The following is a 12,593-nucleotide window of genomic DNA, read 5'->3' on the forward strand; positions in this document are numbered from 1 at the left end:
CGGCACCCGGCCGCGGGCGGTGATCCTGGCCGGATGGACGCCGACACCCGCCTGGCCCGGTGGGAGAACCGGGCCGAGGGACCGCTGTTCGCCGCCTCGCTGCTCTACCTGGGCGCGTACGCGGCACACGTGCTGGCGCCCCACGCGCCGGACTGGGTGCACGGTGTGCTGCTGTCCGTGATCGCCCTGACCTGGGCGTTGTTCGTCGTCGACTACGCGGTGCGGTGGCGGCTCAGCGGGCGCAGGTTCGGCCCCTCCTACATCCGCGACCACCTGATCGACACCGTGGCCACCATCCTGCCGCTGCTGCGCCCGCTGCGGGTGGTCAGGCTCTACGAGGTGGTGCAGCGCCGCCGCGAGGAGCCGCGGCTGAGCCTGTACGGCCGGGTCATCGCCTACGGCAGCCTGACCGCGGTGCTCCTCGGGTTCGCCGGTGCGCTCGCGGTCTACCAGCAGGAGCGGTACGCGTCCGGGGCGACCATCCGCACCTTCGGCGACTCGCTGTGGTGGGTCGTCCAGACGCTCACCACCGTCGGCTACGGCGACGTCACGCCCGTGACGTCCGGCGGCCGGGTCATCGCCGCGTTCCTGATGGTGCTCGGCCTGGCGCTGCTCGGCGCGGTCACCGGTTCGTTCTCGTCCTGGCTGATCCAGACGTTCACGCGCGAGGACGAGAAGGAGCCGCAGCGGTAGCCGCCGTTTCAGGACTGCGGGCGGGCGTCGTGGGTGAGCAGCGCGAGCTGGACCCGGTTGTCGAGGTCGAGCTTGGCCAGGGCGCTGGACAGATGGGTCTTGACCGTGCCGACGGACAGGTGCAGCCGGGCGCCGATCTCGGTGTTGGACAGGCCCTCGGCGACCGCCGCGGCCACCTCCCGCTCGCGCTCGGTGAGCTGCGCGAGCTGCCGCCTGGCGCGTTCCGACCGGTCGCCGGATCCGGCCGCCGCGTGCTGCACCAGCGCCCGCGCGGCGGACGGCGACAGCGCGGGCTCGCCCCGGGCGGCCCGCCGCACCGCCTCGACGATGTCCTCGGGCGCGGCGTGCTTGACCAGGTAGCCGGCGGCGCCGGACCGCATCGCCTCCAGCACCAGGGCGTGCTCGTCGAAGGTGGTCAGCACGATCACCTGCGGGGCGGCGCTGCCGCCGCGGTGCAGTGCCCGGGTGGCCGCCAGGCCGTCCATCACCGGCATCCGGATGTCCATGAGCACCACGTCGGGCGCCTGCTCGCGGACGGCCGGGGCGACCTGGGAGCCGTCCGCCGCCTCCCCGACGACCTCGATGCCGTCCGCACCGCGCAGCATCAGCTTCAGGCCGGTCCGCACCAGCGGGTCGTCGTCGGCCAGCAGCACTCGGATCATGGCGTCACCTCGCGGGCCACGGTAGCCGGGCGCGCAGGGTGAACATGCCGCCGGTGGCGGTGTGGTCCAGGGTGCCGCCGTCGAGGCGGACGCGTTCGGCGAGTCCGGTGAGTCCGGCGCCGGTGCCCGGGATGGGGGCGCCGGCGGCCGCAGCGGCGTGCAGCGGGTTGCGGACCTCGACGGTGAGGGCGGCGCCGGGGCGGCCGGCCAGCAGCACGCTGACGGGGGTGCCGGGCGCGTGCTTGCGGGCGTTGGTCAGGCCCTCCTGGGCCACCCGGTAGGCGGTGCGGTGCAGCGCGGAACGCAGGTCGCGGACGGCGTCACCGGGCACGTCGGCGCGGAAGTCCACCGGCTGCCCGGTGGCACGGGCGTCGTCGACCAGCCCGCCGATGTCCTCGATGCGCGGCAGCAGCGACGCCGGCTCGTCGCCGCCGTCGGCCCGCAGCAGGTGCAGCACCTCCTGGAGTTCCTGCACCGCCTCGTGGGCGTTGCCCCGGATCACCTCGGCGCTCTCGGCGACCTCGGCGCCGCTGAGCGCCGGGCCGTGGCCGGCCTCGGCCTGCCGGGTGCGGTAGGCCAGCGCGCCGGCGTGCACCGACAGCAGGGAGATGCGGTGCGCCAGCACGTCGTGCATCTCGCGGGCGATGGCCTGGCGCTCCCCGCGGCGGGCGTCGGCCAGCCGGCGCTCGTGCTCGGCCGCAGCCCGCACCGCGTCCAGCCGCAGCCGCTGGACCAGCAGCCGCCGCGAGCGCAGCGCGCTGCCGCAGGCGAAGGTGGTCAGCAGGTAGCCGAGCGAGAAGATCGTGTCGATCCACAGGTCGTCCCACGACCCCTGGAGCAGCCGCCCGGACGGCACCATCGCCACCAGGTAGCCGCAGAACACCGGCAGGGACTGCTGCCAGCGCCGCCGGGTGGCGAGGCCGGTCAGGATCACCGCGCAGGCGGGCAGCGCGCTGGCCGCCAGTGCCGCGGCGGGCAGTCCCACGACGGCCACCGCGAAGGGGAAGCGGCGCCGCCCCCACAGCGCGCAGCAGGCCGTGAGGCCCAGCACAGGCTCCAACTGGACGGCCCACCGCTCCGGCGCGCCCTGGCTGCTCACCGCGGCGAGGGCGACCAGGCCGAGGAACAGGGCCGCGCAGAAGAGCACGGTGTCCATCGCCCAGCCGCGCCAGGTCCGCCTGGTGGGCAGGGCGAGTTCGAGGCCGTCGGTCATGGATCGAGCGTAGGTGGGGTGCGCGCGGCCGCGCCTCTGCCGACCGGCCGGAACGTCCCCGCCGGTCGGCCGAGGTGCGGGCGCACCGGTGGGCCGTCGGCGGGCGCGGTGCGTACGAAGGGCCCCCGGGGGACGTGCTCCCCGGGGGCCCGACGTACGCGAAACGGCGGGTCAGACCTGGACGCGCCGCTCCACCACGTCGACCAGCTTGGCCAGCGCCAGGTCGCGCGGGATGCCGTTCTCCTGGGAGCCGTCGCGGTAGCGGAAGGAGATCGTGCCGTTCGTCATGTCCTCGTCGCCGACGATGATCATGAAGGGCACCTTGAGCTTCTGGTGGGTCCTGATCTTCTTCTGCATCCGGTCCGAGGACGCGTCGACCTCGACCCGCAGGCCCTTGCGCCGGGCCTCGGCGGCGAACTCCTGGAGGTACGGCACGTGGGCGTCACCGACCGGGATGCCGACCGCCTGCACCGGCGCGAGCCAGGCCGGGAACGCGCCCGCGTAGTGCTCCAGCAGCACCGCGAAGAACCGCTCGATGGAGCCGAACAGCGCGCGGTGGATCATCACCGGCCGCTGCCGCGAGCCGTCCGCCGCGGTGTACTGCAGGTCGAACCGCTCGGGCAGGTTGAAGTCCAGCTGGACGGTGGACATCTGCCAGCTGCGGCCGATCGCGTCCTTGGTCTGGACGGAGATCTTCGGCCCGTAGAACGCGGCGCCGCCCGGGTCGGGCACCAGCGGCAGGCCCTGCTTCTCGGCCACCCGGCGCAGCGTCTCGGTGGCCTCCTCCCACGCCTCGTCCGAACCGACGTACTTCTCCGGGTCCTTGGTGGACAGCTCCAGGTAGAAGTCGGTGAGGCCGTAGTCGCGCAGCAGGTTGAGGACGAAGGTGAGCGTGGAGTCCAGCTCGTCGGCCATCTGCTCCTTGGTGCAGTAGATGTGCGCGTCGTCCTGGGTGAAGCCGCGGGCACGGGTCAGGCCGTGCACCACACCGGACTTCTCGTACCGGTACACGGTGCCGAACTCGAAGAGCCGCAGCGGCAGTTCACGGTAGGAACGGCCGCGGGCGTCGAAGATCAGGTTGTGCATCGGGCAGTTCATGGGCTTGAGGTAGTAGTCCGTGCCCTCATCGAGCTGCATGGGCGGGTACATGCCGTCGGCGTACCAGTCCAGGTGGCCCGAGATCTCGAACAGCGTGCCCTTGGTGGCGTGCGGGGTGTAGACGAACTCGTACCCCTCCTCCTCGTGGCGCCGCCGCGAGTAGTCCTCCATCGTGCGGCGCACGATGCCGCCCTTGGGGTGGAAGACGGCCAGGCCCGAGCCGATCTGCTCCGGGATGGAGAACAGGTCGAGTTCGCTGCCGAGCTTGCGGTGGTCGCGCTTGGCGGCCTCCTCCAGGAACTCCAGGTGGGCCTTGAGCTCGTCCTTGGTGGGCCACGCGGTGCCGTAGATCCGCTGCAGCATCGGGTTCTTCTCGCTGCCGCGCCAGTACGCCGCCGCGTTGCGCATCAGCTTGAACGCCGGGATGGCGCGGGTGCTGGGCAGGTGCGGGCCGCGGCACAGGTCCTTCCAGCACAGCTCGCCGGTCTTGGCGTCCAGGTTGTCGTAGATGGTCAGCTCGCCGGCGCCCACCTCGACGTCCGCGCCGTCGTCCGCGCTCGCGGAGGAGCCCTTGAGGCCGATCAGCTCCAGCTTGTACGGCTCGTCCGCCAGTTCCTCGCGGGCCTGCTCGTCGGTGACCACCCGCCGGGAGAAGCGCTGCCCGCGCTTCTGGATCTCCTGCATCTTCTTCTCGATGGCCTTCAGGTCATCGGGGTGGAACGGCTTGGCCACGTCGAAGTCGTAGTAGAAGCCGTCCTTGACCGGCGGGCCGATGCCCAGCTTGGCCTCGGGGAACAGCTCCTGCACGGCCTGGGCCATGACGTGCGCGGTGGAGTGGCGCAGGATGTTGAGGCCGTCCTCGCTGGTGATGTCCACCGGCTCGACCTCGTCGCCGTCGGCCAGGGCGTGGGCCAGGTCCTTCAGCTCGCCGCCGACGCGGGCCGCGACGACGGAGCGCTCGCCGGTGAAGAGTTCGGCCGCGGTCGTGCCCGTCGTGACCACCCGCTCTTCCGGTTCGGCGGAATCGCGTTTGATGATCACACGGAGGTCTGACACCGGTCTGCTCCTGACTTGGTCGTACGGGCCGGGCGGCACCCGCCGCCACTCGCTGAATCGTACCGAGCCGGCGGCCCCCTCCGCTCAGCCGTCCACAGGACCGACCGGCAGGGCCGTGCCGGGCCGCCCGGGACGGCCCCGGTCCGGGACCCCCGGCCTCAGCCGTCCTCGCCGCCGCAGGCGTCCTCGAAGGTGTCGATCCCGCCCTGCAGCGACTTCAGCAGCCGGTCCCGCTCCGCCTCGTCGACCTCGACCGGCGCCACCCCGCCGGGGTCGGCGAGCCGCCGGAACCCGCCGCGGCTCTCCAGCCGCCCGCTGATCCGCACCGGCAGTCCCACCAGATGGGCGTGCACGGCGATGCGGTACGCCTCCTCGTCGAGCCTGACCCGCACCTGGCGCACGTCGGCGCCGGCCAGCACCCGCAGCCGCACGCTGCCGCCGCCGGACGGCGCGGGGCGGCGCATGCGGACCACGGTGCCGGTGAGGCGCACGGGGACGGACGGCTCACTGTCCCGGTAACGGGCGCCGGCGGCCTCCAGGGCGGGGAGGTCGCCGGGTGAGAACTCGACGGGGTCGGGGCGCGCCGCGAACCCCTCGGGTGGACCGGCGGCCGGCGACCAGTCCAGCTCCACGCTCACCCCTTCGGTGCCGCGCACCAGCTTGACCAGGGACCGGGCCAGTTCGTGGCTGACGCCGAGGCCGACCGCCGCGTCGAACGCGTCGAGCCCGCCGGCGGCCCTCTGGTAGTCGACGGCGTCCCGGGTGGCCTGCAGCGCCCGCAGCAGGGTGGTGGCGGTGGGGCGGCCGTCGGGCACCGGGGTGTAGGCGGTGAGCAGGTCGCCGCCCACCGCGGAGCCGCTGGGGCCGACCAGCACGCTGTCGAGGAACGCGGCCGCCTGCGGGCGGTGCCGCTCGCCGAAGTAGGCGGCCGGGCACAGCGCGGCCCGCGCGCCGGCCAGCAGCATGGCGCGGGCGGCGGACCTGAGGTGGTCGGCGATGGCCCACGGCACCCCGGGCCCGGTGCCGGGCACGTCCCGGGTCCAGCGGATCGCGTCTCCGGGGACGGTCAGCGCGCGCAGCACCTCGCGGGCGGAGGGGGCGGGCGAGCGGGCCAGCGCGGTGAGCGCCTCGCCCAGCAGGTCGGCGTAGTCGGCGTAGTGCGGCGGGCGCCCGCCGCGCGGCCGGGCCTCGGGGAGCAGCAGGCTGGTGCCCGAGCCGTCGCCGGGCGGCGTCCAGCGGCTGTAGCGGCCGGGGGCGCCGCCCCTGCGCTGCCAGCCGTGCCGGCGCAGCAGGGAGGTCAGGACGGCGGGGTCGACGCGCTCGGGGTCCGGTGGTACCGGTTCGTCGCCGGTCAGGTGCGTCACGGTCTTCCTCCGGCCCCGACGCGCGCCATGATCGCGCACAGCGCGCGGTCGTCGAAGATCCGCGCGGTGGGTATCCGCACGGTGGTCTTGTACCTGCCGGTCACCGAGTGGCCCGCCAGGTTGGTCCAGTAGCAGCAGTGCCGCAGTTCGAGCCGGTCGTGGCCGGCCCGCAGCCACTCCTCCTGGGTGCGCGGTACGAGCATCACGACCAGGATCTTGTGGACGGAGACGGGGGTCCTGGCGAGCTTCGCCAGGTGGTCGTTCTCCAGGGTGAACGCGAAGGTGGGGCCCGGGGGGTTGGGCGCCTGCTGGTAGGTGCACTTCAACTGCACCTTGATGGTGACCTCGTCGTCGACCGCGTGGGTGCGGGAACGGTGACTGATGTGCCAGTCGATGCCGTCGTCGGGAAAGGGCTGGGCCAGGGAGCAGCCGGCCGCCGCGGCGACCGCGTGCAGATAGCCCACTTGAAGGGTCTCCATGCAGCTGGTGGTGGCGAGCCCGCCGCGCAGGGGGGCCGCCGGTTCCGGCAGCAGCCCTCCAGGCCCGGGCTGTGCGAGCGCCATCGCTCTGTGTGCCTTCCGTGCGGGGGTGCACCCGACCGGACGCCTGTTCGCCGTTCGTACGTGCTCTCCTCTACCGGTGTCTTCTCCACCTGCGACAACCGCCAAACAATCCCGGTTCATTGACATCACGTCATGGGTACACCGTTGATGGGGAGTTGCCCCGACTCCTCCTCATCTCCCCTTCGACACACGCTGTTCACCGGAATCACGGGAGCCGGACATGCCGGACAACCAAGCCTGGTACGAGGGACCGCTGGCCGCCTTCGACACGGAGACGACCGGGGTGGATGTGGAGCGGGACAGGATCGTCTCCGCCGCACTGGTGGTGCAGGACGCGCCGGGCCGGCCCGCCCGGATCAGCCGCTGGCTGGTCGATCCGGGCGTGCCGGTGCCGGAGCCGGCGCGGGCCGTGCACGGGCTGTCGGACGAGTTCCTGCAGCGGTACGGGCGCCGGCCGGAGCCCGTGGTGGAGGAGCTGGCCCGGGAACTGGCGGCGGTGTGCGCGGCGGGGGTGCCGCTGGTGGTGATGAACGCCCCCTTCGATCTCACCCTGCTGGACCGGGAGTTGCTGCGGCACCGCGACGTGGCGCTGAGCGCGTACTTCACCGGTCCGGCGTGGTGCGTGCTGGATCCGCGGGTGCTCGACAAGCACCTCGACCGGTACCGCAAGGGCCGCCGCACCCTGACCGACCTGTGCGCGCACTACGGCGTGGTGCTCGACGGCGCGCACGACGCGGCCGCCGACGCCGAGGCGTCGCTGTCACTGGTCCGCGCGATCGGCCGCAGGTTCGCCGGCCGGCTCGAGGGCCTGGCCCCGACGGAACTGCACACCCGTCAGGCGATCTGGCACGCGGCCCAGTCCCGCGGCCTGCAGGCGTGGTTCGCCGCCAACGGCTCGGACGAACGGTGCGATCCGGCGTGGCCGCTGCGCCCGCAGCCGCCGGCCAGCGCCGCGGCCTGACGGGCCCGTCCGGATCGGCGCCCAAGGCCGACTCGACGACGAGGGCGGGTGGTTCGCGCGATGCGAACCACCCGCCCTCGGTGGTGTGGGCGATACTGGGATCGAACCAGTGACCCCTTCGGTGTGAACGAAGTGCTCTCCCGCTGAGCTAATCGCCCGGGACGTGCTGAACCTTACCGTCACCAGGGCGCGGCGTTCAAACGAGATGCCCCGCGTCGGCGGCGAGTCGCGCGAGCAGGCCGAGCCGGCCACCGCGCATCATCAGGGCGTGGTTGGCGCGGAACAGCGGCCGGCAGGGCAGCGCGAGCACCCGCATCAACGTCTTGCGCACCACGACCTCCTGCTCGAAGAGCAGCCGGGTCCCGCCGCCGTCACCGGGGCGGACGGTCCACCGCACCCAGCCCTCCAGGTCGCCGTCCAGGGCGACTTCGAGCACACCGTCCCGCGGATCGTGCCGGGTGGAGCGGGCGTCGACGACCAGGTCGTACGGCAGGAGCGACCGGAAGCGCAGCACCCCGGTGGTCTCGCCGGTCGGCCGGACGTCGCGGACCTGGGGCCACCACTTCGGGTAGAAGTCGGGGCGTTCGAGGACGCGGAAGACGGCGTCGGGGGCGGCGGCGAGGTGCCACGTGCTGCGGAATCGGTAGTGGCTCCAGTCCATGCCGGAAGTCTGCCCGCGCCGCGAGCGCGCCGACCCCGGCAGTAGGCCCCGGAAACGCCGAGATCCCGGAACCGTGCACGCACGGTTCCGGGATCTCGATTCCGGGTGGGCGATACTGGGATCGAACCAGTGACCCCTTCGGTGTGAACGAAGTGCTCTCCCGCTGAGCTAATCGCCCCGGCGAGGACAACACTACCGCACCGTGACAGGGCCACCGACCACGCGCGCACCCGGCCGGCGGGCACCGGCGGACCGCAACCCGGCACCGTCACTCTCCGCAATCAGGCGGCTCCGATCGGGCCGCCGGAACGCTCACCGTGATGGCCGCCGCGCAGGTCCGGGGGCTGCGCCGGACGAGGTACCAGAAGCCGCACAAACCCCTCAGAGGGGTTTACAACGTCCCCGCAGGTGGCATGTCGATTTCGCCGACGTGCGAATCCCCGAGCGCACACTGAGCGAAAGGCCCTGGCGCTTATGAACACCACGGTCAGCTGCGAGCTGCACCTGCGCCTCGTTGTGTCGAGCGAATCCTCACTGCCTGTACCCGCGGGCTTGCGGTACGACACGGCCGATCCGTATGCCGTGCACGCCACCTTCCACACCGGTGCCGAAGAGACGGTCGAATGGGTGTTCGCCCGCGATCTGCTCGCCGAGGGGCTGCACCGCCCCACCGGCACCGGCGACGTCCGAGTCTGGCCGTCCCGCAGCCACGGTCAGGGCGTCGTCTGCATCGCCCTCAGCTCCCCCGAGGGCGAAGCCCTGCTCGAAGCCCCGGCACGAGCCCTGGAGTCCTTCCTCAAGCGGACGGACGCCGCGGTACCGCCAGGCACCGAGCACCGCCATTTCGATCTGGACACGGAGCTCTCGCACATCCTCGCGGAGAGCTGAGCCCCGGGTCCCGACGTCCAGGGCCGTCCTACTCGGGGGGACAGCCCACACCCGCCATCGGCCGCGCCGACCGGCGCCCGGCACGCGCCGGCGCCCGTCGCCGCACGTGGAGAGCCGTCATCGTGGAGGCGCACAGCCCCACGCTGGCGGCTCTCGCACGCTAGAGTCACCGGAACCGCAGCCGCAGATCCCGCCGGCAGGGAGCGATTCCGTGCTCATCAACCACGACACCAGGTGCGCACTCGACAGCGTGGTGGACCTGGTCAACAGCCAGCCGCAGATCGAGGGCCGGGAATCACTGGGCGACGTCGCCGCCCTGCGCCGGTTCGTGGAGGAGCATCGGGTCAGCGAGGTGGGCCGGCTCGGCCAGGACGACGTCAGCGCCGTCCAGGCCGTCCGCGACCGGTTCGCCGAGATCTTCTTCGCCACCGGCGACGACACCGCGGCGGCGACGCTGCTGAACGCCATGATCGCCGGGGCCGGGACGACGCCCCGGCTCACCGACCACGACGACTACGACTGGCACGTGCACTACTTCGCCCCGGGCGCGTCACTGGCCGAGCACCTGGCCGCGGACGGCGGGATGGCGCTGGCCTTCCTCATCGTGGCCGGCGAGCGGGAGCGGCTGCGCCGCTGCGACGCGCCGGACTGCCGGCGGGCGTTCGTCGACCTGTCCCGCAACCGCTCCCGCCGCTACTGCGACAGCCGCACCTGCGGGAACCGGCTGCACGTCGCCGCCTACCGGGCCCGCCGGCGCGAGGCGAGCGCCTGAGCCGGCCACCGGGGCCCCCTCACACGAAGAGCAGGTCCCAGGCCGCGCCCGCGCCGATCAGGCCGCCGATCACGCACAGGAACAACATCAGCGGCGGCTGTGACAGCGCGTAGAGGCACCCCTTCGGCTCGGGCTGTCCCGGGGACACGGCGGGAGCCGGCGGCAGGGACCCCGCCGTCGCTGCCGGCGCCTCGGGAGGAGCGGGCTCGGGGACGCACTCAGGGAAGCCGGAGTCCTGCTGAGGGGAGGTTCCGGCGCGGTCCTGGCACGGCGGGGCCATGCGGTCCCCGGGGGATGTCAGCACAGCCTGATGATCGCGCAGAGCATGATCGCGGGGGGCCCAACACGCAGAGTTTACAAGGCCGTTTACCTGCGTCTCGGATCGCGGAATCCGCCTGCTGAGACGCCCCGTCCCGGCTAGTGTGCGTGGGTTGTCCGGTTACCGGATCCGGCCCTGAGAAGGCCGGGGCCCGGCCGGGGCTCAGATGCCGCGGCGCTTGAGGATCTCCTCGACGTCCGCGAACTCCGACAGCCCGCTGTCACCGCCGCTCCTGCGGCGGCCGCCCTGGCCGCGTCCCGAGGTGATCGCGGGTGCTCCCGCGCCGGCGCCCGTGCCCGCCGCCGGGACCGCGGCCCGGCTCGCAGCCTCGCCGCCGGCCGTCGCCTCGTCCGGCCCGCCGCGGCCGGAGATCAGCCGGGTCGCGCCGTACAGCAGGGCCGAGCAGACGATCACGCCGAAGCCCATCCACACGGTGGGCTTGAACACCAGGTCCGCGGCCCAGTCGGCGACGGCGGTGCCGACCCTGCGGCCCAGGGTGACCAGGCCGGCCATGGCCAGGCCGACCGGCAGCAGCGACAGCGCGGCGATCCGGGTGGCCCGCAGGAAGCGGCGCCGGTACGCCGTCTGAACGGCCACGGCCAGTCCTGCGGCGGACAGGACGGCGCATAGGGCGGTGGTCAGCATCCTGCGGCTCCCTGCGTCCGTACAGCGGCCCGCGGGGCCCGGCCGGAGCCCCGCGGATGTCACGTCCTCCCATCGTGCCTCGCCGGCCGCCGTCCGGGCCACGGTCCGGCGCCGGGTTCAGGGGGATCTCCGGGATCCCTCCTCCGCAGGTGCGGGGCGGCCTCCTCCGCGAGTGGGAGACTGGGCCACATGACGCACCCCTCCCCCGCTTCCCCCGCCCTCCGGCCGGTCGTCCTCGACGTCTGGTGCGAGCTGCAGTGCCCGGACTGCCGGACCGCCCTGGACGACGTGGCGGCGCTGCGCGAGCGCTACGGTGACGCGCTCGCCATCCAGCTGCGGCACTTCCCGCTGGAGAAGCACAAGCACGCGCTGGCGGCGGCGCAGGCGTTCGAGGAGGCGTTCGCGCAGGGCGCGGCGTGGCCGTACGCCGAGGCCGTACTGGCCCGCGTCGAGGACCTGGACCGCCAGGGCGAGCAGCTGCTCATCGACGTGGCACGGCAACTCGGCCTGGACGCCGACGAGATGGACACCGCCCTGATCGACGGCCGCCACCTGCTCATCGTCGACTCCGACCAGGCCGAGGGCCGCGCGATCGGCGTCACCGGCACCCCCACCTACGTGATCGGCGGCGAACTGCTCGACGGCTCCAAGACCCAGGAGGGCCTCCGCGACCGCATCACCGCCATCGCCGACACCCTCATCACCCCCCAAACCTGACCACCGCCCCCCTGCAGCGCCCTGCCGGGGGCGCGGGGAACTGCGCGACCAACCAGCGCGAACCGCCGGACGGCAACGCAGCCCCGGGGGCACCCCGGGCGCCGTACCCCTAGAGCAACGGCTTCACCAGGTGCCGGACCACCGTCCGGTAGCCCAGGGACTCGTACAGCCGGACGGCCGGCTCGTTGGCGACGAACACGTTGAGCCCGATGGTGCGCGCGCCCGCACCCCCGCACGCGTTCTCCGCGGCGAGCATCGCCGTGCGCCCGTGGCCCTGGCCGCGGAAGGCCTCGGCGACCTCCACGGCGTAGACCCACGCCGGCTCGGCGGTCCGCAGCCACAGCGCGGCGACGTCCGCCCCGTCGTGGGCGACCCCGACCAGGGCGACGCCGTCCGGGGCGTCGGGCCCACCCGGGAGCAGCGACCGCGCCGAGGCGGCCTCACGCTCCTCCGCCGCCGCCCGCGGAACCCCTATGCCGGTGAGGCTCTCGATGAACTTCTCGCGCCCGCGGGCCAGCCACGGCTCGTACTCGGCCACGCTCAGCGGCCGGACCGAAGCACCGGCCGGCAGGGGATGCACCGGCCCGATGTCCTTGCGCAGATGGCGGTTGCGCTCGGTGTAGCAGAGGGACGCGGCCAGCCGCAGCGCGTGCTCCGCCTCCACGGGCACCGCGATCTTCACCTGGGTGCAGCCCCAGGAGCGCAGCACCTCCTCGGAGGCGAGGGCGGCCACCGCGCCCCGCCCGCGGCCGCGGTCCGGCTCGTCGATCGCCAGCCCGGCGATCGTGCCGACCGTCGGCCCGAACGAGTCGCCGCTGCTCAGTTCGACGCTCCCCACGGGGCGGCTGTTGACGCACACCGTGTACGCGCGGGCCCGGAAGCCGTCGGGGCGGCGGCGCTCGGGCCCGGCGGGCCGCAGGGTCGTCGTCATGGGTCAGGCTCCCGGGAAGTCGCATCGGACACGGCGCTCGTGCACAGCCG

Annotated in this window: 14 protein-coding genes and 2 tRNA genes; 5 read left to right on the plus strand and 11 right to left on the minus strand. The window is 73.5% G+C overall.

Annotated elements, in window-relative coordinates; translation table 11 throughout:
* Positions 1 to 33: 33 nt before the first annotated feature.
* Positions 34 to 693, plus strand: coding sequence for a potassium channel family protein (locus tag ACH4TG_RS25660; protein ID WP_398244855.1), 660 nt, complete (start codon positions 34 to 36; stop codon positions 691 to 693).
* 8 nt (positions 694 to 701) lie between these two features.
* On the opposite strand, the gene ACH4TG_RS25665 is transcribed toward ACH4TG_RS25660, so the two are convergent.
* The 5 genes from ACH4TG_RS25665 to ACH4TG_RS25685 form a co-directional block, all read right to left on the minus strand.
* On the minus strand, positions 702 to 1,355 hold the full coding sequence (locus ACH4TG_RS25665) for a response regulator (protein ID WP_398244856.1): 654 nt from the start codon (positions 1,353 to 1,355) through the stop codon (positions 702 to 704).
* Positions 1,356 to 1,359: 4 nt separating this feature from the next.
* Entirely contained in the window at positions 1,360 to 2,568 is a 1,209-nt protein-coding gene (locus ACH4TG_RS25670; protein WP_398244857.1) for a sensor histidine kinase, read from the minus strand.
* A 171-nt stretch (positions 2,569 to 2,739) separates the two neighbouring features.
* Complete coding sequence (gene thrS, locus ACH4TG_RS25675; protein WP_398244858.1) at positions 2,740 to 4,722, minus strand: threonine--tRNA ligase; 1,983 nt, start codon at positions 4,720 to 4,722, stop codon at positions 2,740 to 2,742.
* Positions 4,723 to 4,880: 158 nt separating this feature from the next.
* A complete protein-coding gene (locus tag ACH4TG_RS25680) occupies positions 4,881 to 6,086 on the minus strand; it encodes a hypothetical protein (RefSeq protein ID WP_398244859.1) in 1,206 nt (401 codons plus the stop codon).
* Positions 6,083 to 6,649: a DUF4365 domain-containing protein gene (locus ACH4TG_RS25685; RefSeq protein ID WP_398244860.1), complete on the minus strand. Its 567-nt coding sequence runs from the start codon at positions 6,647 to 6,649 to the stop codon at positions 6,083 to 6,085. Before ACH4TG_RS25685 ends, ACH4TG_RS25680 begins: the two co-directional genes overlap by 4 nt.
* A gap of 220 nt (positions 6,650 to 6,869) precedes the next feature.
* On the opposite strand from ACH4TG_RS25685, the gene ACH4TG_RS25690 reads away from it, so the two are divergent.
* A complete protein-coding gene (locus ACH4TG_RS25690) occupies positions 6,870 to 7,610 on the plus strand; it encodes an exonuclease domain-containing protein (RefSeq protein ID WP_398244861.1) in 741 nt (246 codons plus the stop codon).
* An 86-nt stretch (positions 7,611 to 7,696) separates the two neighbouring features.
* On the opposite strand, the gene ACH4TG_RS25695 is transcribed toward ACH4TG_RS25690, so the two are convergent.
* The 3 genes from ACH4TG_RS25695 to ACH4TG_RS25705 all read right to left on the minus strand — a co-directional run bounded on the left by ACH4TG_RS25695 (position 7,697) and on the right by ACH4TG_RS25705 (position 8,449).
* Positions 7,697 to 7,768, minus strand: a tRNA-Val gene (locus ACH4TG_RS25695).
* Positions 7,769 to 7,806: 38 nt separating this feature from the next.
* Positions 7,807 to 8,271 carry an SRPBCC family protein gene (locus ACH4TG_RS25700; protein WP_398244862.1) on the minus strand — a complete coding sequence of 155 codons (465 nt, stop codon included), beginning with the start codon at positions 8,269 to 8,271 and terminating at the stop codon, positions 7,807 to 7,809.
* Between the two features lie 106 nt (positions 8,272 to 8,377).
* Positions 8,378 to 8,449 (minus strand) — tRNA-Val (locus tag ACH4TG_RS25705).
* Between the two features lie 296 nt (positions 8,450 to 8,745).
* On the opposite strand from ACH4TG_RS25705, the gene ACH4TG_RS25710 reads away from it, so the two are divergent.
* Positions 8,746 to 9,159: an SsgA family sporulation/cell division regulator gene (locus tag ACH4TG_RS25710; RefSeq protein WP_003959770.1), complete on the plus strand. Its 414-nt coding sequence runs from the start codon at positions 8,746 to 8,748 to the stop codon at positions 9,157 to 9,159.
* Positions 9,160 to 9,370: 211 nt separating this feature from the next.
* Positions 9,371 to 9,931, plus strand: a complete 561-nt coding sequence (locus ACH4TG_RS25715) for a CGNR zinc finger domain-containing protein (protein WP_398244863.1) — start codon at positions 9,371 to 9,373, stop codon at positions 9,929 to 9,931.
* A gap of 19 nt (positions 9,932 to 9,950) precedes the next feature.
* Here the strand turns inward: ACH4TG_RS25715 and ACH4TG_RS25720 are convergent, their stop codons facing one another.
* Complete coding sequence (locus ACH4TG_RS25720; RefSeq protein ID WP_398244985.1) at positions 9,951 to 10,079, minus strand: hypothetical protein; 129 nt, start codon at positions 10,077 to 10,079, stop codon at positions 9,951 to 9,953.
* A 333-nt stretch (positions 10,080 to 10,412) separates the two neighbouring features.
* Positions 10,413 to 10,895: a hypothetical protein gene (locus ACH4TG_RS25725; RefSeq protein WP_398244864.1), complete on the minus strand. Its 483-nt coding sequence runs from the start codon at positions 10,893 to 10,895 to the stop codon at positions 10,413 to 10,415.
* Between the two features lie 189 nt (positions 10,896 to 11,084).
* Between ACH4TG_RS25725 and ACH4TG_RS25730 the strand changes: the two genes are divergently transcribed.
* Positions 11,085 to 11,612, plus strand: coding sequence for a DsbA family protein (locus ACH4TG_RS25730; RefSeq protein WP_398244865.1), 528 nt, complete (start codon positions 11,085 to 11,087; stop codon positions 11,610 to 11,612).
* Positions 11,613 to 11,721: 109 nt separating this feature from the next.
* Here ACH4TG_RS25730 and ACH4TG_RS25735 read toward each other — a convergent pair whose 3' ends face one another.
* Entirely contained in the window at positions 11,722 to 12,543 is an 822-nt protein-coding gene (locus tag ACH4TG_RS25735) for a GNAT family N-acetyltransferase (RefSeq protein ID WP_398244866.1), read from the minus strand.
* Between the last annotated feature and the right edge of the window lie 50 nt (positions 12,544 to 12,593).

This window comes from Streptomyces sp. NPDC020917 (genome assembly GCF_044333795.1).
In the GTDB taxonomy this organism is placed as follows: Bacteria; Actinomycetota; Actinomycetes; order Streptomycetales; family Streptomycetaceae; genus Actinacidiphila.